At 69.5% G+C, this 23,171-nt stretch carries 17 protein-coding genes; 6 read left to right on the top strand and 11 right to left on the bottom strand.

Annotated features, from left to right (window positions below):
- Positions 1–27: 27 nt before the first annotated feature.
- Both M8859_RS07460 and clpB read right to left on the bottom strand, forming a co-directional pair.
- Positions 28–819 (bottom strand): DUF5666 domain-containing protein, encoded by a 792-nt coding sequence (locus M8859_RS07460; RefSeq protein WP_249644045.1) that lies wholly within the window; start codon positions 817–819, stop codon positions 28–30.
- A 95-nt stretch (positions 820–914) separates the two neighbouring features.
- Positions 915–3,470 carry an ATP-dependent chaperone ClpB gene (clpB, locus tag M8859_RS07455; RefSeq protein ID WP_195069690.1) on the bottom strand — a complete coding sequence of 852 codons (2,556 nt, stop codon included), beginning with the start codon at positions 3,468–3,470 and terminating at the stop codon, positions 915–917.
- Positions 3,471–3,815: 345 nt separating this feature from the next.
- Here clpB and M8859_RS07450 point away from each other — a divergent pair, with 345 nt between their 5' ends.
- The 4 genes from M8859_RS07450 to M8859_RS07435 all read left to right on the top strand — a co-directional run bounded on the left by M8859_RS07450 (position 3,816) and on the right by M8859_RS07435 (position 7,928).
- On the top strand, positions 3,816–4,751 hold the full coding sequence (locus M8859_RS07450; RefSeq protein ID WP_159922032.1) for an NADP-dependent oxidoreductase: 936 nt from the start codon (positions 3,816–3,818) through the stop codon (positions 4,749–4,751).
- 56 nt (positions 4,752–4,807) lie between these two features.
- Complete coding sequence (locus M8859_RS07445) at positions 4,808–5,692, top strand: LLM class flavin-dependent oxidoreductase (protein WP_195069691.1); 885 nt, start codon at positions 4,808–4,810, stop codon at positions 5,690–5,692.
- A gap of 284 nt (positions 5,693–5,976) precedes the next feature.
- Positions 5,977–7,134 (top strand): FAD-binding oxidoreductase, encoded by a 1,158-nt coding sequence (locus tag M8859_RS07440; RefSeq protein ID WP_249644044.1) that lies wholly within the window; start codon positions 5,977–5,979, stop codon positions 7,132–7,134.
- Between the two features lie 14 nt (positions 7,135–7,148).
- Positions 7,149–7,928: an FAD-binding oxidoreductase gene (locus tag M8859_RS07435; protein ID WP_159922038.1), complete on the top strand. Its 780-nt coding sequence runs from the start codon at positions 7,149–7,151 to the stop codon at positions 7,926–7,928.
- On the opposite strand, the gene M8859_RS07430 is transcribed toward M8859_RS07435, so the two are convergent.
- The 5 genes from M8859_RS07430 to dnaK form a co-directional block, all read right to left on the bottom strand.
- Positions 7,929–9,098, bottom strand: coding sequence for a globin domain-containing protein (locus tag M8859_RS07430; RefSeq protein ID WP_249644043.1), 1,170 nt, complete (start codon positions 9,096–9,098; stop codon positions 7,929–7,931). It abuts the gene before it with no gap.
- 533 nt (positions 9,099–9,631) lie between these two features.
- On the bottom strand, positions 9,632–10,051 hold the full coding sequence (locus tag M8859_RS07425; protein ID WP_159922042.1) for a heat shock protein transcriptional repressor HspR: 420 nt from the start codon (positions 10,049–10,051) through the stop codon (positions 9,632–9,634).
- Complete coding sequence (gene dnaJ, locus M8859_RS07420) at positions 10,051–11,208, bottom strand: molecular chaperone DnaJ (protein ID WP_159922044.1); 1,158 nt, start codon at positions 11,206–11,208, stop codon at positions 10,051–10,053. Before dnaJ ends, M8859_RS07425 begins: the two co-directional genes overlap by 1 nt.
- Before the next feature lie 24 nt (positions 11,209–11,232).
- A complete protein-coding gene (grpE, locus tag M8859_RS07415; protein ID WP_195069693.1) occupies positions 11,233–11,901 on the bottom strand; it encodes a nucleotide exchange factor GrpE in 669 nt (222 codons plus the stop codon).
- Complete coding sequence (dnaK, locus tag M8859_RS07410) at positions 11,898–13,748, bottom strand: molecular chaperone DnaK (RefSeq protein WP_159922048.1); 1,851 nt, start codon at positions 13,746–13,748, stop codon at positions 11,898–11,900. The genes grpE and dnaK overlap by 4 nt, the downstream gene beginning before the upstream one ends.
- A gap of 402 nt (positions 13,749–14,150) precedes the next feature.
- Between dnaK and M8859_RS07405 the strand changes: the two genes are divergently transcribed.
- Both M8859_RS07405 and M8859_RS07400 read left to right on the top strand, forming a co-directional pair.
- Positions 14,151–14,588, top strand: coding sequence for a winged helix-turn-helix transcriptional regulator (locus M8859_RS07405; RefSeq protein WP_159922050.1), 438 nt, complete (start codon positions 14,151–14,153; stop codon positions 14,586–14,588).
- 58 nt (positions 14,589–14,646) lie between these two features.
- Positions 14,647–15,810 carry a zinc-binding dehydrogenase gene (locus tag M8859_RS07400; RefSeq protein ID WP_249644042.1) on the top strand — a complete coding sequence of 388 codons (1,164 nt, stop codon included), beginning with the start codon at positions 14,647–14,649 and terminating at the stop codon, positions 15,808–15,810.
- A gap of 7 nt (positions 15,811–15,817) precedes the next feature.
- Here M8859_RS07400 and M8859_RS07395 read toward each other — a convergent pair whose 3' ends face one another.
- The 4 genes from M8859_RS07395 to M8859_RS36790 form a co-directional block, all read right to left on the bottom strand.
- Positions 15,818–16,462: an HhH-GDP family DNA glycosylase gene (locus tag M8859_RS07395; protein ID WP_159922054.1), complete on the bottom strand. Its 645-nt coding sequence runs from the start codon at positions 16,460–16,462 to the stop codon at positions 15,818–15,820.
- A gap of 134 nt (positions 16,463–16,596) precedes the next feature.
- The gene (locus tag M8859_RS07390; protein ID WP_321209599.1) at positions 16,597–18,141 is read right to left on the bottom strand and encodes a dynamin family protein; all 1,545 of its coding nucleotides are present in this window, start codon (positions 18,139–18,141) and stop codon (positions 16,597–16,599) included.
- Complete coding sequence (locus tag M8859_RS07385) at positions 18,138–20,000, bottom strand: dynamin family protein (protein WP_249644041.1); 1,863 nt, start codon at positions 19,998–20,000, stop codon at positions 18,138–18,140. The genes M8859_RS07390 and M8859_RS07385 overlap by 4 nt, the downstream gene beginning before the upstream one ends.
- A gap of 38 nt (positions 20,001–20,038) precedes the next feature.
- Entirely contained in the window at positions 20,039–22,939 is a 2,901-nt protein-coding gene (locus M8859_RS36790; protein ID WP_283779451.1) for an IniB N-terminal domain-containing protein, read from the bottom strand.
- Between the last annotated feature and the right edge of the window lie 232 nt (positions 22,940–23,171).

Below are 23,171 nucleotides of genomic sequence, written 5' to 3'. Positions count from 1 at the left end.
CTGCGCGCGAAAGGCACTCGGGTCGGCTCATCGTCCGCCGCCGGGCAGCGAGGTACCGATGATGACCTTGGCCTGGATGGAACCGTCCGGCGCCTTGTCGCCCTGGATCAGCACGAGCTCACCGGGGGGCAGATCGGACACTTCGGTGCCCGACAACGCGATCACCTGGGTGTTCGCGTCGGTGCGCACCGTAATTGTGTTGCCCATCACCGAACTCACCGTCAAGGTGCCGCCGTCGTTGGCGGTGATGGTGCCCATGGTCGCGCCGAGTCCTTCGACGTCGCCCAGGCCTGGCACGCCCGGCAGCCCGCTCGGCGGGGTCGGCGGAGCGGTCCTGGTGCCGGGCAATGGCCTCGTGGTGGCGGGCGCCGTCGAGGCGGCCGCCGTGTCGGACGGACCGGAATCGCTGCCGCCGAGCAGCACGCCCGCGACAACGCCGATCGCACCGATCAACAGCACGACGCCGATCGCCAGGGCGATCCACAGGCCGGTATTGCGCCGCGGCGGCTCCGGCGGCCGGGGCGGCAATCCACCACCGGGCGGCGGCGCCGTACCCGACCACCGATCACCGCCACTGTCGGGATAGGCGGTCCACTGGGAGTCGTAGGGCGGGAACTCTCGCGTCGCGTTCGTCCCCGGCGGGCCCCAGCAGCCGTATTGCTGCGTCGGGGGGTACTCCGACGGAGCACCGGTGCCGTACGCGTCGTTGTACTGCGTGGTGTGCGTCGGATCCCCGTACCCGGACTTGCCCGGCGAGCCCAGGTGTTCGGTCGGCGCCTCCTCCGGCCGCTGCCCCCATGGATCGTTCGGGTTGGTCATGCGCTCCAGCGTAGGTCCGTTCGGTCGCCCGCGCCCGCAAGTAGGCGGCCTCGCTCCCAGCGCTGCCCGGAGCGAGTCCGCCTACCCTCCTCGGCTCATCTCCCGACGATCAGTCCGTCGCCGTCGGGGCTGACGGCCACCTTGACGCTGTCGCCGTCGGAGATCTCGCCCGCCAGCAGTTCCTTGGCGAGGGAGTCGCCGATGGCCTGCTGGATCAGCCTGCGCAACGGGCGCGCGCCGTAGGCGGGGTCGTAGCCGCGCACGGCGAGCCAGAACCGCGCCGAGTCGCTGACCTCCAGCTTCAGCCTGCGCTGCGTCAGCCGCTTCTGCAGCTGCTCTAGCTGGATGTCGACGATGCGCTCGAGCTGCTCCTCGTCGAGGGAGTGGAACATGACCACGTCGTCGAGACGGTTGAGGAACTCCGGCTTGAACGCCGAACGCACCGCGTTCATGACGAACTCGCGATCACCGCCCGCGCCCAGGTTGGAGGTCAGGATGAGGATGGTGTTGCGGAAGTCCACCGTGCGGCCTTGTCCATCGGTGAGCCTGCCCTCGTCGAGCACCTGCAGCAGGATGTCGAACACGTCCGGGTGCGCCTTCTCGATCTCGTCGAACAGCACCACCGTGTAGGGCCTGCGCCGCACCGCCTCGGTGAGCTGACCGCCCTGGTCGTAACCGACGTAACCGGGCGGGGCGCCGACCAGCCGGGCGACGGAGTGCTTCTCGCTGTACTCGCTCATGTCGATGCGGACCATGGCGCGCTCGTCGTCGAACAGGAAGTCCGCCAACGCTTTCGCCAGCTCGGTCTTGCCGACGCCGGTCGGGCCGATGAACATGAACGAGCCGGTCGGGCGGTTCGGGTCGGCGACGCCCGCCCGCGCCCGGCGCACCGCGTCGGACACCGCCTGCACCGCCTCGGTCTGGCCGACCACGCGACGCCCCAGCTCCTCCTCCATGCGCAGCAGCTTCTGCGTCTCCCCTTCCAGCATCCGGCCCACCGGGATGCCGGTCCACGAGGACACCACCTCGGCGATGTCGTCCGGGCCGACCTCCTCCTTGAGCATGACCTCGCCGTCACCCGCTGTCGCCGAGACCTTTTCGGCCTCGGCGAGCTGCTTCTCCAGCGCCGGAATCCGGCCGTAGCGCAGCTCGGCCGCCTTGCCCAGGTCACCGTCGCGCTCGGCGCGTTCGGACTCGCCGCGCAGCGCCTCCAGTTGCTCCTTGAGCGTGCGCACCTGGTCGATCGCGTTCTTCTCGTTCTGCCAGCGGGTGGTCAGCTGGTTGAGCTTCTCCCTGCCGTCGGCGAGTTCGGCCCGCAGTTTCTCCAGCCGCTGCTTGGAGGCCTCGTCGGTCTCCTTGGCGAGCGCGACCTCCTCGATCTCCAGCCTGCGCACCGCGCGCTCCACCTCGTCGATCTCCACCGGTCGGGAGTCGATCTCCATCCGCAACCGCGAGGCCGACTCGTCGACCAGGTCGATCGCCTTGTCCGGCAGGAACCGGGAGGTGATGTAGCGGTCCGACAGCGTGGCCGCGGCGACCAGCGCGGAGTCGGTGATGCGCACGCCGTGGTGCACCTCGTAGCGATCCTTGATGCCGCGCAGGATTCCGATGGTGTCCTCCACCGACGGCTCGCCGACCAGGACCTGCTGGAAGCGCCGCTCCAAGGCGGCGTCCTTCTCGACGTGCTTGCGGTACTCATCCAGGGTGGTCGCGCCGACCAGGCGCAGCTCGCCGCGGGCCAGCATCGGCTTGATCATGTTGCCCGCGTCCATCGCCGACTCGCCGGTGGCGCCCGCACCGACGATGGTGTGCAGCTCGTCGATGAAGGTGATGATCTGGCCCGCGCTGTTCTTGATGTCCTCCAGCACGGCCTTGAGGCGCTCCTCGAATTCGCCGCGGTACTTCGCCCCCGCGACCATCGCGCCGAGATCCAGCGCCACGACCGATTTGCCGCGCAACGATTCCGGGACGTCGCCCGCCACGATGCGCTGAGCGAGCCCCTCCACGATGGCCGTCTTACCGACGCCCGGCTCGCCGATCAGCACCGGGTTGTTCTTGGTGCGTCGGCTCAGGACCTGCACCACCCGGCGGATTTCGGTATCCCGGCCGATGACCGGGTCGAGCTTGCCGGAGCGGGCGGCGGCGGTGAGATCGGTGGAGTACTTCTCCAGCGCCTGGTAGCTGCCCTCCGGATCGGGGCTGGTGACGCGGGCGCTGCCGCGTACGGCGGTGAACGCCGCACGCAGCGCGTCGGCGGTGGCGCCGTATTTGGTGAGCAGCATCGTGACGTCGGAGTCGCCTGCGGCGAGACCGACCATCACGTGCTCGGTGGAGACGTACTCGTCACCCAGCTCGGTGGCCAGACGCTGCGCCGCGGTGATCGCGGCGAGGGCCTCGCGGCCCAGCTGCGGCGCCGTGGTGGCGCCGGTGGCCCGCGGCAGCCGGTCCACGATGTCCTGGGCCTCGCGGCGCACGGTCGCCGGGTCCGTTCCGACGGCCTTCAGCAAGGGCGCGGCGATGCCGTCGGTCTGGTCCAGCAACGCCACCAGCAAGTGCGCCGGACGAATCTCCGGGTTGCCCGCGGCGGAGGCCGCCTGCAAAGCGGCCGTCAGAGCCGCCTGGGTCTTGGTGGTGGGATTGAACGAGTCCACGAGTCACCTTCCTACTAGTCGATTCCCACGGCGCCGAGCGCGATCGTCCAGTGCGTACCCCGAGGCTCACCCTCGCTTCGTCTGGCCGCTTCTTCGGCTCGGCGCCGTTCCTTACCGTCCAACGTTGGAAAGGTTGAGTCTGTTCCGCTCAAGTTTTAATTTCTTCGGCGCGCCGGTCCCGCACCGCCGGATCGAGTCGAACGCTACGCCCCGACACGGGCGAATGCGACGCCCGCGACACCGCCGAAGCGATGATTCCGCACGTCGACGGGGTTCGGATGCCTACGATGACCACGGCCGTCACTTTGTTGCATCACTCTTCACCCCGAATCAAGGAGCGAATGGATGCGCGCGATCGTGGTACGGAAGTTCGGAGCGACGCCGGAACTGGCCGAGATGCCGATGCCGGAACCCGGGCCGGGAAGCGTGCGGGTTCAACTCCAGGCGGCCGGGGTGAACCCCTTCGACCAGCGCATGGCCTCCGGGATCCTGGACGGCCGACTACCCCACGACTTTCCCATGATCCTCGGGGTGGACGGCGCGGGCACGGTCGCAACGATCGGCGAGGGCGTCAGCCGCTTCGCCGTCGGCGACCGGGTGGTCGGCAAATTCCTCACACCACCGGTGGGGCACGGCAGCTTCGCCGAGTACGCGGTGCTGCCCGAAGGCGGCACGCTGGTGCCGATCCCGCCGGGCGTGCCGACCGTCGCCGCCGCGGCGCTGCCGACAGCCGGAGTCACCGCCCAGGATCTCGTGGACGCCACCCAGATCCGGCCCGGCCAGACCGTGCTGATCGTAGGCGCGACCGGCGGCGTCGGCTCCTTCCTGGTGCAACTGGCCAATATCGCGGGCGCACGCGTCATCGCCACGGCGCGGGGCAGTTCCGCCGATCAGATGACCAGGCTGGGTGCGGCGGAGACGGTGGACTACACCGCGGCCCCGGTACGCGACCAGGTCGCCGCCGCGCATCCCGACGGCATCGACGTCCTGTTCGACCTGGTGAGCACGCCCGAAGCGCTCGCGGAGCTGACCACGCTCGTCCGCGACGGCGGCACCGTCTACTCCACCACCTTCGCCGCCGACGAGGACGCGTTGCGCGCGCGGTCGCTGCGGGGCGGCAATATCGAATCCAAGGGCAAGGCGCCGGAGCTGGCCCGGCTGATCCAGCGTGTCGCGGCGGGGGACGTGGTCGTGCCGATCGACGCGACCGTCCCGCTCGCGGAGGGACCCGCGGTCATCGGAGCGCGGGGCGCGCGCGGGAAGACCGTGCTCGCCATCTGAGCCGTACCGGCCCACCGTGCGGGCCGGCGTCCCGCGAGACCACCCGGAGGTGTGCGATGAGCAACCGAGCACCCCAATTCGGCTTGTTCCTGATTCCCGAGGCCGACGACTTCCGCCGGCTCGCCGAACTGAGCGCGTACGCCGACGTTGCCGGACTCGACCTGATCGGGATCCAGGACCACCCCTACCAGCGCCGCTTCTTGGACACCTGGACGCTGATCACCACTCTCGCCGCGCGGACCGAGCGGATCACCTTCTTCCCCGACGTGGCGAACCTGCCGCTGCGCCAGCCCGCGCTGCTGGCGAAAGCGGTGGCCTCGCTCGACATCATCAGCGACGGCCGGATCCAGCTCGGCCTCGGCGCGGGCGCGTTCTGGGACGCCGTCGCCGGAATGGGCGGGCCGCGCCGGACCGGCGGCGAGGCGGTGCGCGCCCTGGCCGAGGCGATCGCGGTGATCCGGGCCATGTGGAGCGACGCGCGATCGGTGCGGGTGCCCGGCGCCTCCTACTCCCTCGCGGGCGCGCACCCCGGTCCCCAGCCGCGGCACGATCCCGGCATCTGGCTAGGCGCGAAGGGGCCGCGCATGCTCGAGCTCACCGGTCGGGTCGCCGACGGCTGGGTGCCGTCGTCCGCGTGGGCGCCACCGGAGTTCCTCGCCGAGGCGGGCAGCCGGATCGATGACGCCGCCGCGGCGGCGGACCGGGACCCGCTGGCCGTGCGGCGGGTGTTGAACGTGTCCGGGCACATCACGGCGGACGGGGCCGATCACGGCTTCCTGGACGGTCCACCCGAGCGGTGGGCCGACGATCTGCTGACACTGCACCGCGACCAGCGGATAGACGGATTCGTCTTCTGGCCGACCGAGGGGGAACCGGTCGAGCAGATCCGTCGTTATACCGAGCAGGTCGTGCCTGCGGTCCGTACCGGCGCCGGGACCTGACCTTCCGGGAACAAGCGTCTGGGCACGCCGGAGGGGTCGCGGCGACGGTCCATGACGGGTCAGCGACATTCGTCGTTTGCCCACCGATTACCGTGTGGCCGGGTCTCACGGCACCGACGGCGCGGTCGGACGTAGTCCGTCTCCAGCCCGCGCCCGGCCGCAGCGGAGGCGAAGGTACGCCTATACCCACACGACCACGGGATTTTCGGGGATACTTGTCGGCGGGAGACCGCCGGTAACGGGTATGTCCCCGGGCAGAACTGAGGGAAAGGAAGCTCCACGTCGTGGATGCGCGTTCGGCTGCGCTGGTCCGCGCCAATTTTCGTTCGGTGACCGAGTCGCCGAATGGACCCGAGCGGTTGGTCAGTGCGTTCTACGGACATTTGTTCGCCGAGGATCCCCGGCTGCGCGAATTGTTCCCACCGGTCATGGAGATGCAGGCCAAGCGCATCGCCACGGCGATCCAGTACGTGCTCGATCACCTGGAGGACTGGGAGCGGGCGCAGGCATTCCTGGAGCAGCTCGCCCGCGACCACCGCAAGTACGGCGTCGAGGCCGCGCATTACGACATCGCCGGCCGTGCGCTGCTCGCGGCGTTCCGCGCCTACAACGGCGTGGCCTGGAATCGCGGCTTGGAGGAGGGCTGGCGCGACATCACCATCCTGGTCTCCGCGTCCATGGCCATCGGCGCCAACTCCGACAAGTCGCAGCCGGTGTGGGAGGCCACGGTGGTCGGCCATCGCCGCGTGCTGGAGGACCTGGCCATCGTGCGGCTGCAATCCGACGGTCCGGTGCCCTACCAGGCCGGGCAGTACGTGCCGGTCACGATTCCGCAGCGTCCCAAGATGTGGCGTTATTTCTCCCCGGCGATCCCGTCCAACCCCTATGGCGAGATCGAGTTCCACGTGCGCAAGATTCGCGGCGGCTGGGTGAGCCCCGCGATCGTCAACGAGACCAGGGTGGGCGACCGGTGGCAGATCGCCGGCCCGCTCGGCGGCCTGCGCGTCGACCGGGACAGCGGGCGCGACGTGCTCATGATCGGCGCGGGCACCGGCATCGCCCCACTGCGCGCACAGCTGATCGAAATGGGCCAGCGCGGCATCAACCCGCGGGTGCACTTCTTCATCGGCGGCCGCTACCCCTGCGACCTGTACGACGTGGAGAACATGTGGCAGCTCTCGCAGAGCAACCCATGGCTGACCATCGTTCCGGTGTGCGAGCAGAAGACCAACCCGTGGTGGTACCCGCATCCGCCGCAGGACGCACCGTACGGCATGCACCGGCGCCTGATCGGTAATCTTGGCGCCGTGGTCGCGAGCTTCGGCGCGTGGGAGGACCGGCAGATCCAGATCGCGGGATCGGCCCGGATGATCGCGGACACCCGGCGCGCGCTCATCGCGGTCGGCACGCCGGAGCAGAACATCAGCTGCGACCCTGTGTAACGAAGGAGGCCCCGTTGGGGGACCCGAGCACGCTCGGTAACGGTGCGGATCAGGCGCCGGAGTGGACTTCGACTGTCGTCGGTCATCACCGGTTACGGCACGATCTCGCGGTGATCCGCCTGATCGGCGAATTCGTGCCGTTCGCCGCGGGGCAATCGGTCGAGGTGCGGGTGCCGCAGCACCCCGGTGTGCGGCGCAGGCTCTCACCCGCGCTGCCGCCGTCACTGGACGGCAAGCTGGAATTCCACGTGCGCACGGTGCCGGGCGGCTGGTGCAGCGGCGCGATCGTGGCCGACACCCAGCCGGGCGACGAGTGGCGCATCGGCGCTCCGCTCGGCGGGTTCTGGGTCGACCCCGACGGCGACGAAGTGGTGATGATCGCGGGTGGCACGGGATTGGCGCCGATGCGCGCGCAGATCCTGGAGCTGGCCCGCAAGCCGTCGCCACCGCCCACCTATCTGTTCATCGGCGGGCGATCCCCCCGCGACCTGTACGCCTCGGACATGCTCTTCCTGCTGGCCGCCGAATTACCTTGGCTCACCGTGATTCCGGTGGTCGAGAGTCCGGAGGACCCGGACTGGGTCGATGAGTGGTACGAGCAGTCCCGCGTCGACATCGGCTTCCCGCCCGACGACATGCTGTACGGGACGCTCGCCGACGTCCTGGGCTCCCATGGCGCATTCCTCGAGCACCAAGTGCTGGTCTGCGGCTCACCGGCCATGGTCCAGACCACAGTGGACCGCCTCCTGGAAACGGGAACTCCCCCGGAGCGGATCCAATTCGAGGGCCTGTGATCAGTACAGCGGATCGTGGCGGATGTTCTTCGCGAGCGTTCCCGCTGCCATGAGGCGGAACTTCGTGGTCTGCACCATCGATGGGGAACCGGCGATCTGCACGTCGCGGTCGGACCAGGCGCCGAAGCTCGCGACGACCTTGCCGATCTGGCCGGTGACTCGGGGTTCCAGACCGGGCCATGTGGTGCGGGGCTCGTCGGGTTCGGTGTACCACCACGGGTTTTCGTCGTGCTCACTGACCGGCGTGACGGTGAGCCAGCGGTTGGCCATCGCCAGCTTGCTCAGCGTTTCCAGGTCGTAGAGGTCGCACGGGTGGTGACCGCCGACGAACAGGTGCACCTTCGGATTGGTCCGCCGCATCGCCATCGACATCAGCTGTGCCCGCAGCGGCGCGACGCCGGTGCCGCAGCCGACCATCAGCATCTTGCGTTTGATGTTGCGCGGAACGCCGAGGCCGCCGAGTGGTGAGCCGAGCAGCCACTGGTCGCCGACGACGGTCTGGCCGACGACGGCCGAACTGACCCAACCGCCCAGCACGCTCCGGACGTGGAACTCGATCTCCCCGTTGGCATTCGCGGGCACCGCGGGCGAGAGATAGCGCCACATGCGCGGCCGCGAGGGGATCTGCACGCTCAGGTACTGACCCGCCGCGTAGTGCATCGGCTGGTCCAGTTGCAGCCGGACGACGACCAGGTTGCGCAGCACCTCACGCCGCTCGATCACGGTGCCGGTCCACACCGGCGGCGTGGCCTCCTTCTCCGCCGCGCCGATCATGGTGTCGGCGATGATCTTCAGGCCCTCGTCCCAGGCCCGGTCGACCTCGTCGGTCCACATCTCCGTGCCCGCGAACACCTTGACGGCGGTCTTCAGCGCGGTGGACACGGCGGTGTAGTGCGCCGGCTGCACGCCGTACTTGCGATGGTCCCTACCGAGTTGGGCGAGGAAGGGCAGGAGCTTGTCGGGCTCCTCCAACCGGTCCAGCGCGTAGGAGATGGCCTTGACCAGGCGATCGCGCTGGGCGTCCATCGCGGCGGGAAAGAAATCGCGGACATGCGGGTAATCGGTGAACAAGATCGCGTAGAACGATCTCGCCAGTTTCTCCGGCCCCCCGTCCTCCGCAGCAACTGCCTTGAACGTGGTTCTGATCAAAGCGACAGTGCGCGAATCCATTGCCGTCACAACCCCATTTCGCACTCGTTCACGAACCATGCCGGCGAGTGAGGTGCTGCGGGCCACTCGACAGCAGCCGACGGAAAGGAGTGTAGGCGAGGTTTGCCAGCAACGGAATCTTTCGGAGGAACATCACGCGTGTAATTCTGTCGAAACGAGGTCGCCCGGCGAGACACGCCAGAGAAACCGACTGCACGACGGTGGATCTGGCACGAATTCGGTCGCGTTCACGGCGAATTGGCAACGGCCGCTTGGGAAATTCCATAGCGACTGGTCTGTTCTAGCGACATCAGGGCAACATGCATATCGCCACACGTAAAGCAAACCAGGCATACCGCACCGTTACCGTGATCCGGTCTATGGTGAGCAATACCAGTTGATTCGACAACGAAATAACTTTCGCCACATGACCTCTGCCGAACGTGTTCTGGTTTACCGTCAGCAAATACAGGGTGATTCCGGCTCCCGAAACGACGAAGGCCCCGGCCTCGAATCGCGGTGTGCGACCGAGGCCGGGGCCGTCGTCGTGCCGGTTATCGCCGGTGCCTGCCGTCCTCACGACGATGCCGAGGCTGCCAGACGACCAACGCCGTACTGCGCTGCGGCGGCGAGAGATCGGGACGGTACCCGGCGCGCATTCGCTCCAGCTCCGCCGTCAGGTCCGCGACCTGGTTGCGCAGCTCTTCCACCTGATTGGTCAGTTCGATGATGCGCTTGATGCCCGCCAGGTTGACGCCCTCGTCCTGGGACAGCCGCTGCACCTCGCGCAGCAGCTCCACGTCCCGGGCCGAGTAGCGCCGCCCCCCGCCCGAAGTGCGTTGCGGCGTGACCAGTCCCAAACGGTCATACGTGCGCAGCGTCTGCGCGTGCATGCCGGCCAGCTGGGCCGCCACCGAGATCATGAAGAACTCGGCGCGCGACCCGCCGGACGCGTTCTTCGGTTCAGAGGACATCACGCACCTGCCCATCCCGCCCGTGGATCGAAGCCGCTGAGCCGCTCCACCTCCTGGTAGCGCTTGAGCGCCTCCACGGCGTCACCGTCCAGCTTCTGCGGTATCGCGACCTTCACCGTCACCAGCAGGTCGCCCGCGCCGCCGCCACGCTTGGGCACGCCACGGCCGCGCACCCGCAGGATACGACCATCGGCGGTACCCGGGGGCACCTTGACGCCGACCCGGCCGTCCAGCGTTGGCACCGAAACCGTTGTGCCCAGGACCAATTCACTGTAACTGACCGGCAGCACCAAGGTCAGGTCGTCGCCGTTGCGGCCGAAGACCTTGTCCTGGCTGACGTGGACGGTGACGAAGAGGTCGCCCGACGGCGCCCCGCGCAGTCCCGCCTCGCCTTGGCCGGCCAGCCGGATCCGTTGGCCGTCACCGACTCCCGGGGGAATCCGCACCGTGATGGTGCGCGTGCGGTTCTGGATGCCGTTGCCGTGACAGTCGACGCACGGGTCGTCGATGATCGAACCGCTGCCACGGCACTCGTCGCACGGCTCGCTGAAGCCGAACGCGCCCTGGTTGCGGCTGACGACGCCGGTGCCGTTGCAGATCGGGCAGACCCGCGGACTCGTGCCCGGTTTGGCTCCGCTGCCGTGGCACGTGGTGCACGGCGACGGGCTGGTCATCCGCAGCGGAACCGTGACGCCCTGGGCGGCCTCGCGGAAACCGAGCGTCGTCTCGGTCTCCACGTCGGCGCCGCGCCGGGGGCGGCTCGACGTCCGCGTGCCGCCCCGGTTGAACAGACCACCGAGCAGGTCACCGAGGCCACCGTCGGCGGCGCCCGCGCCGCCGAAGATGTCCCCGAAGGTGAATTCCTGCGAGAAGCCGCCACCCGCACCGGGACCGAACCCACCGCGACCGTAACCGCCACCCGCGAAGAGCTTGCGGGTGTCGTCGTACTCTTTGCGCTTGGCCGGATCCGACAGCACGGCATGCGCCTCGCTGACGGCTTTGAACCGCTCCTCGGCTTTGGTGTCACCGTGGTTGGCGTCCGGGTGCAAGTCACGCGCGAGCTTGCGGTAGGCCTTCTTGATCTCGTCCTGCGAGGCGCCGGAGGAAATACCCAGCTCCTTGTAGAAGTCCTTTTCGATCCACTCCCGCTGGCTCACCGAGCATCTCCTCCTCTCGCGTCCTTATTGTTCGTTCGCGCCGGCATCAACATCCGATGCCTCTTCGGTCGGCTGGTCAGGGGTTTCCGTCGCATCGGCTACGCCGTCGGTTACCCCGACGAGCGCGTGCCGAAGCACCCTATCGCCGAAGCGATAGCCTTTGCGCATCACGATGCCGATCACCGGGTCGTGGCCGGAGCCCTCGTGCTGCACGGCCTCGTGCAGGGTCGGATCGAAAGGCTCGCCCTCCGAACCGAACTCCTCGAGGCCCTGCTTGAGCAGCGCGGCCGACAATTTGTCGGCCACCGACTTCAGCGGACCGGACTCCAGGTCGCCGTGCGCCCGCGCCCGGTCGAGATCATCGAGCACGCCGAGCAGTTCGGTGACCACCGACGCCTTGGCGGAGTCGATCGCGGCCTTGCGGTCGCGCTCGACCCGGCGCCGGTAGTTGGCGTACTCCGCGGTCAGCCGCTGCAGGTCGGCGGTGCGCTCGGCGAGCTCGCCGCTGATGGTGTCGGCGAGCGCCTGGGCGTCGCCGCCGTTGTCGGCCTCCGCACCGTTGCCCGACTCCGGGGCCTGCGCGGCCGCGGCGCCGTTGTCCGCGGCCTGCTGCCGGATCTCACCGGTCTCCGGGTCGATCTTCCGGTTGTCGACGAAGGTGATCGGCTCCTTCTCAGAGTTGCCCTCGGTCACTTCTTCTCCGTGTCGACCGGCTCGTCCACGACCTCGGCGTCCACGACCTGGTCATCATCCTGCGCCGAACTCGAAGCACCGTTGCCCTGCGCCGCGGCGTCCGCGGCGGAGGCCTCGTAGATGGCCTGGCCGAGGGCCTGCGACTCGGTCGCCAGCTTCTCGACGGCCGCCTTCACCGCGGCGATGTCGGTGCCCTTGAGCGCCTCGTTCGCCTCGGCGATAGCCGCCTCGACCTTGGTCTTGACCTCGGCGGGGACCTTGTCCTCGTTCTCCTTGATGAACTTCTCGGTCTGGTGCACCAGCGACTCGGCTTGGTTGCGGGTCTCGGCCTCCTCGCGGCGGGCCTTGTCCTCGGCCGCGTGCGCCTCGGCGTCCTTGATCATCCGATCGATCTCTTCCTTGGACAGGCCGGAGCCGTCCTGGATCTTGATCGTGTTCTCCTTGCCGGTGCCCTTGTCCTTCGCGGTGACGTGCACGATGCCGTTGGCGTCGATGTCGAAGGTGACCTCGATCTGCGGCACGCCGCGCGGGGCCGGCGGGATGCCGGTCAGCTCGAAGGAACCGAGCAGCTTGTTGTGCGAGGCGATCTCGCGCTCACCCTGGAACACCTGGATCTGCACCGACGGCTGGTTGTCGTCGGCCGTGGTGAAGGTCTCCGAGCGCTTGGTCGGGATGGTGGTGTTGCGCTCGATGAGCTTGGTCATCACGCCGCCCTTGGTCTCGATGCCCAGCGACAGCGGGGTCACGTCGAGCAGCAGGACGTCCTTGACCTCACCCTTGAGCACACCGGCCTGCAGGGCGGCGCCGACGGCGACGACCTCGTCCGGGTTCACGCCCTTGTTGGGCTCCTTGCCACCGGTCAGTTCCTTGACCAGATCGGAGACGGCGGGCATACGGGTGGAACCGCCGACCAGCACGACGTGGTCGATGTCGGACACCTTGATGCCCGCGTCCTTGATCACGGACTGGAACGGCGCCCGGGTGCGGTCCAGCAGATCGGAGGTGATCTTCTGGAACTCGGCGCGGGTCAGCTGCTCGTCGAGGAACAGCGGGTTCTTGTCCGCGTCGACGGTGATGTAGGGCAGGTTGATCGAGGTGCTCTGCGAGGAGCTCAGCTCGATCTTCGCCTTCTCGGCGGCCTCACGCAGCCGCTGCATGGCCATCTTGTCCTTGGTCAGGTCGATGCCTGAGCTGGCCTTGAACTTGTCGACCAGCCACTGCACGACCCGCTCGTCCCAGTCGTCACCACCGAGGTGGTTGTCGCCGGAGGTGGCGCGGACCTCGACGACGCCCTCGCCGATTTCCAGCAACGAGACGTCGAAGGTACCGCCACCGAGGTCGAAGACCAGGATGGTCTGTTCCTTGTCGCCCTTGTCCAGGCCGTAGGCCAGCGCCGCCGCGGTGGGCTCGTTGACGATGCGCAGGACGTTCAGGCCCGCGATCTGCCCGGCTTCCTTCGTGGCCTGCCGCTGGGCGTCCTCGAAGTAGGCGGGCACGGTGATGACCGCGTCGGTGATCTCCTCACCGAGGTAGGCCTCGGCGTCGCGCTTGAGCTTCATCAGCGTGCGAGCGCTGATCTCCTGCGGCGTGTACTTCTTGGCATCGATCTCGACGGTCCAGTCGGTGCCGATGTGCCGCTTGACGGAGCGAATGGTGCGGTCGACGTTGGTGACGGCCTGGTTCTTGGCCGGCTGGCCGACCAGTACCTCGCCGTTCTTCGCGAACGCGACGATCGACGGGGTGGTGCGCGATCCTTCCGAGTTGGCGACGACGACCGGCTCGCCGCCTTCGAGCACGGCGACGACCGAGTTCGTGGTCCCGAGGTCGATTCCGACCGCACGAGCCATTGTGGTTCCTCCTAGTTGACGTACCTATGTGTGTCGGTGCCGAGGCGGACAACCGCCCTGCGACGCCCGGTGAAGAACGCCGCGAGACCTCGCCCCTAGCACCTCACGGAGCACGGCCCCAGCAATACTGAGCGTGGTCGGCTCAATCCTGCCCGGCGGGCGTTCCGGAGTCAACCGAAACTTGAGCCCTACACACTCAATCTTGTCGAAAAGCTCAACGGGCGACGCGCGCGATTAATTCCCGGACGGCGGCACGGAGCCGGAAAATTCTCGGGTCTGCCCGAGACGCCGGGCTCGACCACGAGGCGTGTCGCATCCGCCGTCGGTCCGCACCCCTCGGTTCCCCGCGGTGTCGCCGGTTCCCGCTTGATACCGTCGCCTGAACTGGCAGAATCGGCGGTCATGGACTCCTCGGCGACGACTTCGTGCTGCGATGACGGCGACTACGACGTTCTGCAGTGGGACACCAGGGCCGACTGCGAGGTGCGCCAGATCCTCGACCGGGTCGCCGACAAGTGGTCGCTGCTGGTTATCGCGCTGCTGGACCAGCGCAGTCTGCGGTTCACCGAACTGAAGCGGGCGATCGACGGCGTCAGTCAGCGGATGCTCACCAAGACCCTGCGGCATCTGGAACGCGACGGACTGGTCCGGCGCACCGTGTACCCGACGATCCCGCCGCGGGTGGAGTACGCGCTGACGCCGCTCGGCGCCAGCCTGCACACCACGATCAACGCACTGGTCACCTGGACCGAGACGCATCAGAACGAAATCGCCTCCGCCCGTGACGACTACGATCGCCGCGCGGCGGAGGAAGCGACGATGGGCGCTACCGCGCAGTAGGGTGACGACGGGCGTCCCGGCCGGGTCGCCCGCGCGCGCCGTCCATCGAGGAGCCGCCATGAGGGCCGCCGTCGTCACCGCTGCCGAGTTCGAGGTCGCGCGGCTGCCCACGCCGCGGCCTGGCGCGGGTCAACTGCTGATCGACGTCGCGCGCTGCGGCATCTGCGGCTCGGACCTGCACGCGCGCACCCACGCCGACGAACTGGCCGACCTGGCCGTGGCCACGGGCTACGAACACTTCATGCGCTCGCAGCAGAGCGTCGTGCTCGGGCACGAATTCAGCGGCACCGTGGTCGACTACGGGCCCGGCTGCCGCAAGCGGTGGAAGACGGGAACCCCGGTCGTCGCGCTCCCGATCGTCCGGCACGGCGAGCAACCCCATCTGGTGGGGCTCTCGGCCGCTGTGCCGGGCGGCTATGCCGAACAGGTGGTGGTCCAGGAATCGATGACCATGCCGGTGCCCAACGGCCTGCCCTTGGAACACGCCGCGCTGACCGAGCCCATGGCGGTGGCCTGGCACGCCGTGCGCAGAGGCCGCGTGGGCAAGGGACAGACCGCGTTCGTCATCGGCTGCGGGCCGATCGGCTTGGCGGTGATCAGCATGCTGAAGGCCGCGGGCGTGCGCACCGTTGTCGCCAGCGACTTCTCGCCGCGCCGGCGAGAACTCGCCACCGCGTGCGGCGCGGATGTCGTGGTCGATCCGGCGACGGAATCGCCGTGGGCAGCCGCGCCGAAGAAGAGCCGGATCAACGGCGTCACCGACATCCTGGGTCTCGGGTTCGACACCATGGACCGCCTGCGGCGGGTTCCGAACCTGCCATGGTGGTACGTCTTCCGGCTGGCGCACACGTTGAACGCGGGACCGGCCGGACCGGTGATCTTCGAATGCGTGGGCGTACCCGGGATCATCGACCAGATCCTCACGGCCGCACCGCCGCTGTCGCGCGTGATCGTGGTCGGAGTGTGCATGGAGGCCGACCGCTTCCATCCCGCGATGGCGATCAACAAGGAAATCGAACTGCGGTTCGTGCTCGGCTACGACCCCGGCGAGTTCCGTGACACCTTGTACATGCTCGCCGAGGGAAAAGTCGATCCCAGCCCGTTGATCACCGGGACCGTCGGGCTGGACGGCGTGGCGGACGCCTTCACCGCCCTGGGCAACCCGGAGCGCCACGCGAAGATCCTGATCGACCCGCGTGGTGTCGGCGCCGCGCCGATCTGAGAGCCGCTCAGGGCGCGGCGGCGAGGACCTCGTCGGCGATTTTCTCGTCCAGCGTCACCCGCACCAGGGCGGCGGCGAGTTCCGCGGTGTGGTGGTCCGGCGCCAGACGCGCCAGCCGGTCGGGGTCTTCCGGCAGCTGCACGCGCTTGGCGCCACGCAGTACGCGCTCGTCGAAGTGCGGCCGGACCCACGACCAGACGTCCTGGATCTCGCGCAGGAAGATATCGGCCCCGGTAGGACCGATGCCGTCGAACTCCTGGAGCAGTTCCGCGGCGCGCTGCGGGTCGTTGTCCGCCTTTTTCGCCAGTTCCCGCAGGTCACCGTGGTAGCGATCGAGTACGCGGGAGGCGTTGTGGCTCAGCCTCGTCGCGGTGCTCTCGTCGTATCGGCGATAGTTCCCCCGCCCCAGCGCATCGACCAGCTCCTGCCAACTCGCGTCAGCGACCCGGTGCGGTGTCCGGTAACCGCTACAGATCAGCTCTCGCGTCGCCCCGATCGCGATATCGGCGGAGATGCGGGCGCTGAGCAGCTGGGAAAGCATCAGCAACTGGAAGAGCGCGGCCGGTTTGTCATCGAGCGTGATGCCCGCTTCCTCGGCATATCCCGTGCCCGCGCGGACGAGCAATTCGTGTACGACGTCCTCTTGGCTCATCGTTACCTCCTCTCGCTACCAGGGCGCATACCCGGGCGCGAGGGGGCTACACCGGCGGCGCGGCCGCGGTTCGGCGAAACGTTTCGCCGCAGGTCACGGTGCTGTAGCGGTGCGGGCGCGGGGACATCCGCGGATCATTCCGGCAGGACGCTCAAGGTGCCCTCCGCGCTGCGGGCGGCGGTCAGGCAGGCCGTGGCGGTGAACTGGTCGGCGAGGGGGTGGCGAGCCCGGGCACGCCACTTCCGGACGGCGGCGACCGCCTGGGCACGCTGCGCGGGCAGCGGCGCGTCGATCGGCAGGCCGAGACGCAGGTGGGGTGCGATGCCGGAGCCGCCGATGAGGCGGTGCAGTTCGGCGAGATCGTCGGCGGGCAGCGTCAATTCGTCGGTGCGCAGGCGGCCGAGCAGGCGCAGCTCGGCGAATCCGTGCACGTCCGCGAGCAACGTGCGCACCCTCGGCAGCAGGCGGTCGGCCGGGGTGCCGCGGTAGGCGGTCAGCACCCGGGCCAGCGCGGTGAGCGCGGAATGCGCCTTGAGCTGGTCGGCGCGCTGACCGAACTGAACGTCGAGCACCGAGCGCAATTCGTCCACTCCGCTGCGGGCGGTCAATTCGGCGGCGAGCGTGGCCGAATCGCGCACACCGAGCCGGATCAACGTCACCGCCATGCGGATGCCGAACAAACCGAACCGCTCGGCGAGCTGCGCGCGCAGCTCCGGCGGCACCGGCAGCGGCACGTCGGCACGCGCGAAACGGTCCGCCGAGAGCAACGCGGCGCTCAGCTCGTCGACCGGGACACGCGCCAGCGTCTCGAAAGCCGCGAACTCCTGCTGGCGCAGCGTCGCCGCGGCGAAGGCGAGCAGCCCGGCGACCGGGATCACCGCCTGACACAGACCTGTTCGCTCCAGTTCGCCCGCGAAACGCGTCGCGACGTCGCGCGCCGAGTGCAGTGCGTCGATGCGGCCCGCCCCGATCTCGTCGGCTCGGGAAACCACGCCGACTATGCCGAGCGGGCCTGCGGCGCCGTTGGCCACGGCGGTTCCGGCGCCCACACGCTCGAGGAACTGCACGTCCGTCGCGTCCAGCCTGCGCAGCAGATAGACGACCGCGTCGGCGCCCGGCATCGCGATTGCCTGCTCGGACCGCTCGTCGTCCGCACCTGGTGTCAACAGGCGCGCTGTTCGAAGCGACACCTCCCGCGACAGCGAGGACGTACCGGGGGTGTCGATGATGGTGGTGTGCGCGAGCGCCGCGGCGGGCCACTCGACCTCGAGATGGTCGACCTCACGCGGGGCCGGGACATTCCAATTGAGCCGGTCGAGGTCGAAGGTGAGCCCGTGCGTTCCGCTGCCGCGGCGGACCACGACGTGCGCGCGGGCGCCATCGGGGGCGTACGCCGTCACGCTGGGTGTCGAACCGTACCGGTACCAGGTGACCACCCTGGTGCACTCGGTCGCGTCGGTGGGAGCGATGTCTTGTCCCACAAGGGAATTCAGCAGGGTCGATTTGCCCGCCTTGATCGAACCGGCGAGCGCGACGCGCAACGGCTGATCCAATCGGCGGGCGCAGTCGGCCAGCATGGCACGCGGCCGCGGCTCGCTCGCGAGCGCCGCCTGTGCCGCGCCGACCAGCCGATGCGCCTCCGCGACGATTCCCGGCACCGCGCCACCATCACGTCTCACGGGGCTACCGTACCGGCGGGTCCCATCGGTAGTGCGGTCTGCATGGCATCGGCATATCGGCGCAGCTCGGCGACTACGCGCAGTTGCTGTTCCAGCTGCGCGCCGCGTTCGGCCCGGCGGGTGGCGACCATGCTCGCCGCCTCCTGCGCGGCCCGCAACGACTCATCGATGGAGCGGAGGCTGCGCTCGGCGACGCCCGCGTAGTGATCGCGCAACGCGCGGTGGATGCGGTGCAACCGGTCTTTCGACTCCTTGCCCGCCTGGAACGCCACATCGTCGACGAAACGGCGCACCGCCGCCTTCGCCTCGATGCGCCGCTTGGCCAGCCTGGCCTGCTTGTCGTCCCGGAAAGCCTTGCCGCCCACGATCAGCCCCGCGCCGATCGAGATCGGGTTGAGCAGGGCGAGCCCGGCGAAGGTGCTGGCCAGCCCCACCATGAGCACGCCGCCGTAGGAACCGCGCATGCCGACGAGCAGCTTGCTGCCGAAACCGATGTCCGGTTCCAGATCGGCGAGCGTGCCGGAGAGCGCACGGCCGCTATCGGCCCCCGCGCCGGGTCGCACATCCGGCAGGTCGACGGCGCCGAGTTCGGAGAAATGCTCGGCGACGCGCTCGGCGAGTTCGATCGCCCGGGAGTGGGTCCACAGCAAGTTGTCGCCGAGCGCGGTGTCGACGGTGCCGGTGAGGTGTTCGGCGATGCGGTCCCAATGCCTGCCCGGATCGTGCTCGTCGATCCATTCCTCCGTGCTGCGCGCGATGTTCCGCAGGCGGTCACGCAGATCGTGGTCGACGTCGCCGGCCAGGTCGGTGATGCCGTCGGCGAGCGTCTGCTGCCAGGCGGCGGTCCTGCGGTGCAGTTCCTCGGCCGCGCCGCGGGCGGATTGCAGCTCGCGCACCGCCGCCGCGCCCTGTGCCGGATCGCGGACCGCGACCAGCTCACTGCCCAGCGCCAACGCGAGATGCTCCGCCGCGGAGCGGATATCGCGCGCCACGGCGGTGCGTGTGGCCTGCTGATCGCGCGCCACCACCTGGTCGCGCAGGAATTCGTAGAGCACACCGAAGCCGGATTCGACACCCAGCTGCCTGTCCTGCAACCGCATCGCGTGGCTGCGCAGCAGCGACGACACCGGAATCATCGGCACGTCGAGGCGGGCCCGAGCGAGATGGCCGAGATCGGCCTCGTGCACCTGCCGCCAGTGCGGATACAGATCGGTCTTGGTGAGCAACAGCGCGACCGTCGGGCACAGCTCACGCACCTGCCGCAGGAACGCCAGTTCGGGCTCGGTGAGCTCGGTCGAGGCGTCCGAGAGCACCAGGACCGCGTCCGCGGCGGGCACCATGCCGAGCACACCCGCGGCATGGGCGTTGCCGTGCCCGCCGACGCCGGGAGTGTCGATCAGCACGATGCCGTCGGCCAGCAGCGCGTTGGGTATCTCGACCTCGAGGCGCACGATCCGTCGTCCCTGCGCCAGCGGCGAGCGCGAGTCGATCGCACCGATCTCCGCGATCGGCACCGTCACCCTGGTCTCCGCCCCGCTGGAGTCGCCGTGCGCCGCGAGCACCAGCTCCGCACGCGGCTCTGAGCCGTGCGCCAAGAGCATCGGAACCGTGGTGGTGGCGTCGTCGCCGACCGGGCAGATGTCCAGGTTCAACAGCGCGTTGACGAAACGGCTTTTGCCCTGGTCGAGCTGTCCCGCGACGATAATGCGCCGACGCGGGTCACGGACCCGGTCGGCCGCCACTTCCAGGCGGCCGACCAGATCGTTGCGGCCCGCGGCACGCGCCGCCGCGATGGTTTCACCGAGTACCGAGAGCAGCGGTACCGCCGGTGGAGTGGCGTTCGGCGCGGGCGTCCCCATCGCGGTATGGACCTCTTTTCCGTACTACCGGGCAACTGTCAGTGCAGGAATGTATCGCCACCGAGGTCGGCGCCTGCCGAACCGCTCAGCTCCGTGCCGGCATGGGTGTCGCCGAACAGGCCCGAGTCGGTGTGGCCGCTGGTCGTGCTGTCCAGGCCGGAACCGAACGCGCTCGACACGTCCAACGAGGACCAGGTGTTCGCGGTCGATCCGACGCTGCCGCCGAGACCTGCCCCGGTGTCCACTGTGCCGTGCGCCGCGCCGCCCGCCGAGCCGACCAGTCCGGCCCCCGCGTCCACCGCGCCGCCGACGCTCGACTGCGCCGCACCGCCGAGACCGGCCGTGGCGTCCAGGCCCGACGACAGGCCGGAGGTCGCGTGCCCACCCGCGCCGATGCCGCCGCTGATCCCGCTGTCCAGGCTCGAACCCAGGTGCGCTCCCGCGCTCGACGCGCCCTCGAGACCACTCGACAGACCCGCGCCCACGTTGCCCGCGGCGCCGAGACCGGTTTCCAGGCCCGCGCCCGCCGCGCCTTCGATTCCGGTGGAGAGGCCGGTACCGAGACCGGCACCGGCTTCTGCGCCCGCGCCGAGTCCGGCCGACAGGCCCGAAGCGAGTCCGGCGCCCGCTTGGGCTCCCGCGTCCAGCCCCGCCGACAAACCCGAGCCCAGCCCCGCACCAGCCTGCGCTCCCGCGTCCAGCCCCGCCGACAAACCCGAGCCCAGCCCCGCACCAGCCTGCGCGCCCGCGTCGATCGCGCCGGTCAGGCCGGTCTCGAGGCCGGTGCCTGCCTGCACCGCGCCGTCCACGCCCGTGGACAGACCGCCACCGAGGCCGGTGGACAAGCCTGTTTCCAGCCCGGTCGCCGCTTCGATCCCCGCGTCGATGGCCCCGCCGAGACCGGTTCCCAGGCCCGTGCCGAGCTGGCCGCCGATGTTCAGGGAGCTGTCCAGTCCGCCGCCGAGTTCCGCTCCGGTGCTCACAGCCGCGCCGAGACCGGTCGCGAGTCCGGTCTCCAGACCCGCCGTCGCCTGCGTGCCGAGATTCCCGGCACCGCCGATGGCGGAGGAGAAATTGCCTCCCAGTCCGGTGGTCAGGTTGCCGGAACCCTGCACCGCGCTATCGAGGCCGCCGGTGAGTCCGGTCGTCGCCTGACCGGTGGCGTCGAGCGCACCGCCGAGACCGGACTCGAGACCGGAACCGATCTGCGCGCCCGCGTCGGCCGCTGCGTGCAGTCCGGTGGAGACCCCGGCGCCGAGGCCGGCGCCCGCCTGCGCACCGCCGTCCAGAGCAGCGTCCAAGCCTGTCGTCACCGAACCGGCCCCGTTCACGGCCCCTTCCAGACCCGCGCCCACACCGGCAGTCAGGTCCGTCGCGGCACCACCAACGCCCACGAGACCTGCACCCAAGCCCGTGGTCACACCCGCCATCCCGTCGATCGCACCTTCCAGGCCCGCGCCCGCACCGGCGCCGAGACCCGCGGTCAGGTCGGTCGCCGCACCCGCGGCGCCGCCGAGACCAACGCCCAAACCGGTCGCCGCATCGACCGCGCCCTCGAAGCCCGCACCGACACCAGCGGTCGAATCAGTCCCCACACCCACAGCGCTCTCCAACCCCGCACCCAAACCGGTCGTCAGGTCCGCAGCGCCCTCGAGACCCGCACCGATCTGCCCACCAGCACCCAGTGCCGCATCCACACCCGCAGTCACACCACCGACCGCATCGAGCGCACCATCGAGACCGACACCAAGACCCGTCGTCGCGTCGATTGCACCCTCCACACCGGTACCGAGGCCTGCGGTGAGATCGGTCGCCGCACCCGCGGCGCCTTCCAGCCCCGCACCCAAACCGGTGGTGAGGTCCACCGCGCCTTCCAGTCCTGCGCCGAGCCCGGTTGTCAAACCGGTCGTCGCATCGACAACGCCCCCGAGACCCGCGCCCAAGCCTGCGCCCAGATCAGCACCCGCCTGCGCACCCGCGCCGAGGCCTGCGGTCAAGTCGGTTGCCGCGTCCACGGCACCCTCCAGACTCGCGCCCAGCCCGGTCGTCGCATCGATAACGCCCTCCAGGCCCGCGCCCAAGCCGACACCGAGATCAGCACCCGCGCCCAAAGCCGCGTCCAGACCTGCGGTCAGACCGGCTGCGGCGTCTACTGCGCCTTCCAGTCCGGCTCCAAGGCCCGTGGTGACACCGGCTGCCCCGTTCACCGCGCCTTCCAAGCCCGCGCCCAGGCCTGCCGCCGCATCCACCGCGCCGCCCAGGCTCGCGCCCAGCCCGCCGCCCGCGCCCAGTGCCGCGTCGATGCCGGTAGCGAGGCCGGTCCCGAGTCCGGCGGTGATGTCTCCCACGCCTTCGAGGTCGGTGTCGAGGTCGAGGCCCGCTCCGATGCCGCTGATCACCTGCGCACCCGCGCCGAGCAGACCGCCCACGGCGGCGGAGAGGTCGGCGCCCGCGTTCACCACGGTGTCCAGGCCCGCCGCCAGTCCCGCACCCAGACCGGCCCCGAGCTCGAGCCCGGTTTCGATCGCGGTGTTCAAACCGGCGCCCAGGTCCACGCCCGCGCCGAGATCGACGCCCGTGCCGACGCCGAGATCTATGTCGACATCCCCGCCCGCACCGGCGCCGAGGTCGACTCCCAGATCCGCGCCCAGATCGACTCCGGCGCCCGCCACCGCCGCCGCACCCACGGTGCTCGCCGCGCCGACCGCGGCCGCGGCGCCGGTCTGCGCGCCCGCCGCCACGATGGCTTGCAATTGAGAGCCGCCGGTGACCAGCGCCGATTCCGCCACCATCGGGGCGCAGAGCGTGATGTCCTCTGGTGTCACCGCGCTCAGGCCCGCGGCGGCCAGCGCCTGGGTGGGGTTGGCGCAGTAGGCGACCGCGGCTTCGTCGTTCCGCAGCAGATCGAGGATGAACTCCAGAATCGCGTTGGGTGTCATGAGAATCGTCTCCTGAGTCCCGGCGGACCTAGATGATCCGCAGTCGTTGGAATGCAAATCACGCTAGGAGCGCAGGGCGTTACGCCGAAACGGGGCGAACCCCTACGACTGAGCGGGGGCACCCGATAGGGGTGGGAGCGAAATTAGGGGAATTTCCCTAATGGTTCCCCTAACGGGGTAACGGCTGATGGCCAGCAACCGACAGAACGGTTGCGTCGGCAACTACCAGGCC

It is taken from the genome of Nocardia sputi, from assembly GCF_023501985.1.
This window is presented reverse-complemented; position numbering and strand designations above follow the sequence as displayed.

What these genes read in the sequence shown, in the direction of transcription:
- M8859_RS07460 (WP_249644045.1), bottom strand. Translation starts at nt 819, where the DNA reads ATGACCAACCCGAACGATCCATGGGGGCAGCGGCCGGAGGAGGCGCCG.
- M8859_RS07450 (WP_159922032.1), top strand. Translation starts at nt 3,816, where the DNA reads ATGCGCGCGATCGTGGTACGGAAGTTCGGAGCGACGCCGGAACTGGCC.
- M8859_RS07445 (WP_195069691.1), top strand. Translation starts at nt 4,808, where the DNA reads ATGAGCAACCGAGCACCCCAATTCGGCTTGTTCCTGATTCCCGAGGCC.
- M8859_RS07430 (WP_249644043.1), bottom strand. Translation starts at nt 9,098, where the DNA reads ATGGATTCGCGCACTGTCGCTTTGATCAGAACCACGTTCAAGGCAGTT.
- M8859_RS07425 (WP_159922042.1), bottom strand. Translation starts at nt 10,051, where the DNA reads ATGTCCTCTGAACCGAAGAACGCGTCCGGCGGGTCGCGCGCCGAGTTC.
- dnaK (WP_159922048.1), bottom strand. Translation starts at nt 13,748, where the DNA reads ATGGCTCGTGCGGTCGGAATCGACCTCGGGACCACGAACTCGGTCGTC.
- M8859_RS07405 (WP_159922050.1), top strand. Translation starts at nt 14,151, where the DNA reads ATGGACTCCTCGGCGACGACTTCGTGCTGCGATGACGGCGACTACGAC.
- M8859_RS07400 (WP_249644042.1), top strand. Translation starts at nt 14,647, where the DNA reads ATGAGGGCCGCCGTCGTCACCGCTGCCGAGTTCGAGGTCGCGCGGCTG.
- M8859_RS07395 (WP_159922054.1), bottom strand. Translation starts at nt 16,462, where the DNA reads ATGAGCCAAGAGGACGTCGTACACGAATTGCTCGTCCGCGCGGGCACG.
- M8859_RS07385 (WP_249644041.1), bottom strand. Translation starts at nt 20,000, where the DNA reads ATGGGGACGCCCGCGCCGAACGCCACTCCACCGGCGGTACCGCTGCTC.
- M8859_RS36790 (WP_283779451.1), bottom strand. Translation starts at nt 22,939, where the DNA reads ATGACACCCAACGCGATTCTGGAGTTCATCCTCGATCTGCTGCGGAAC.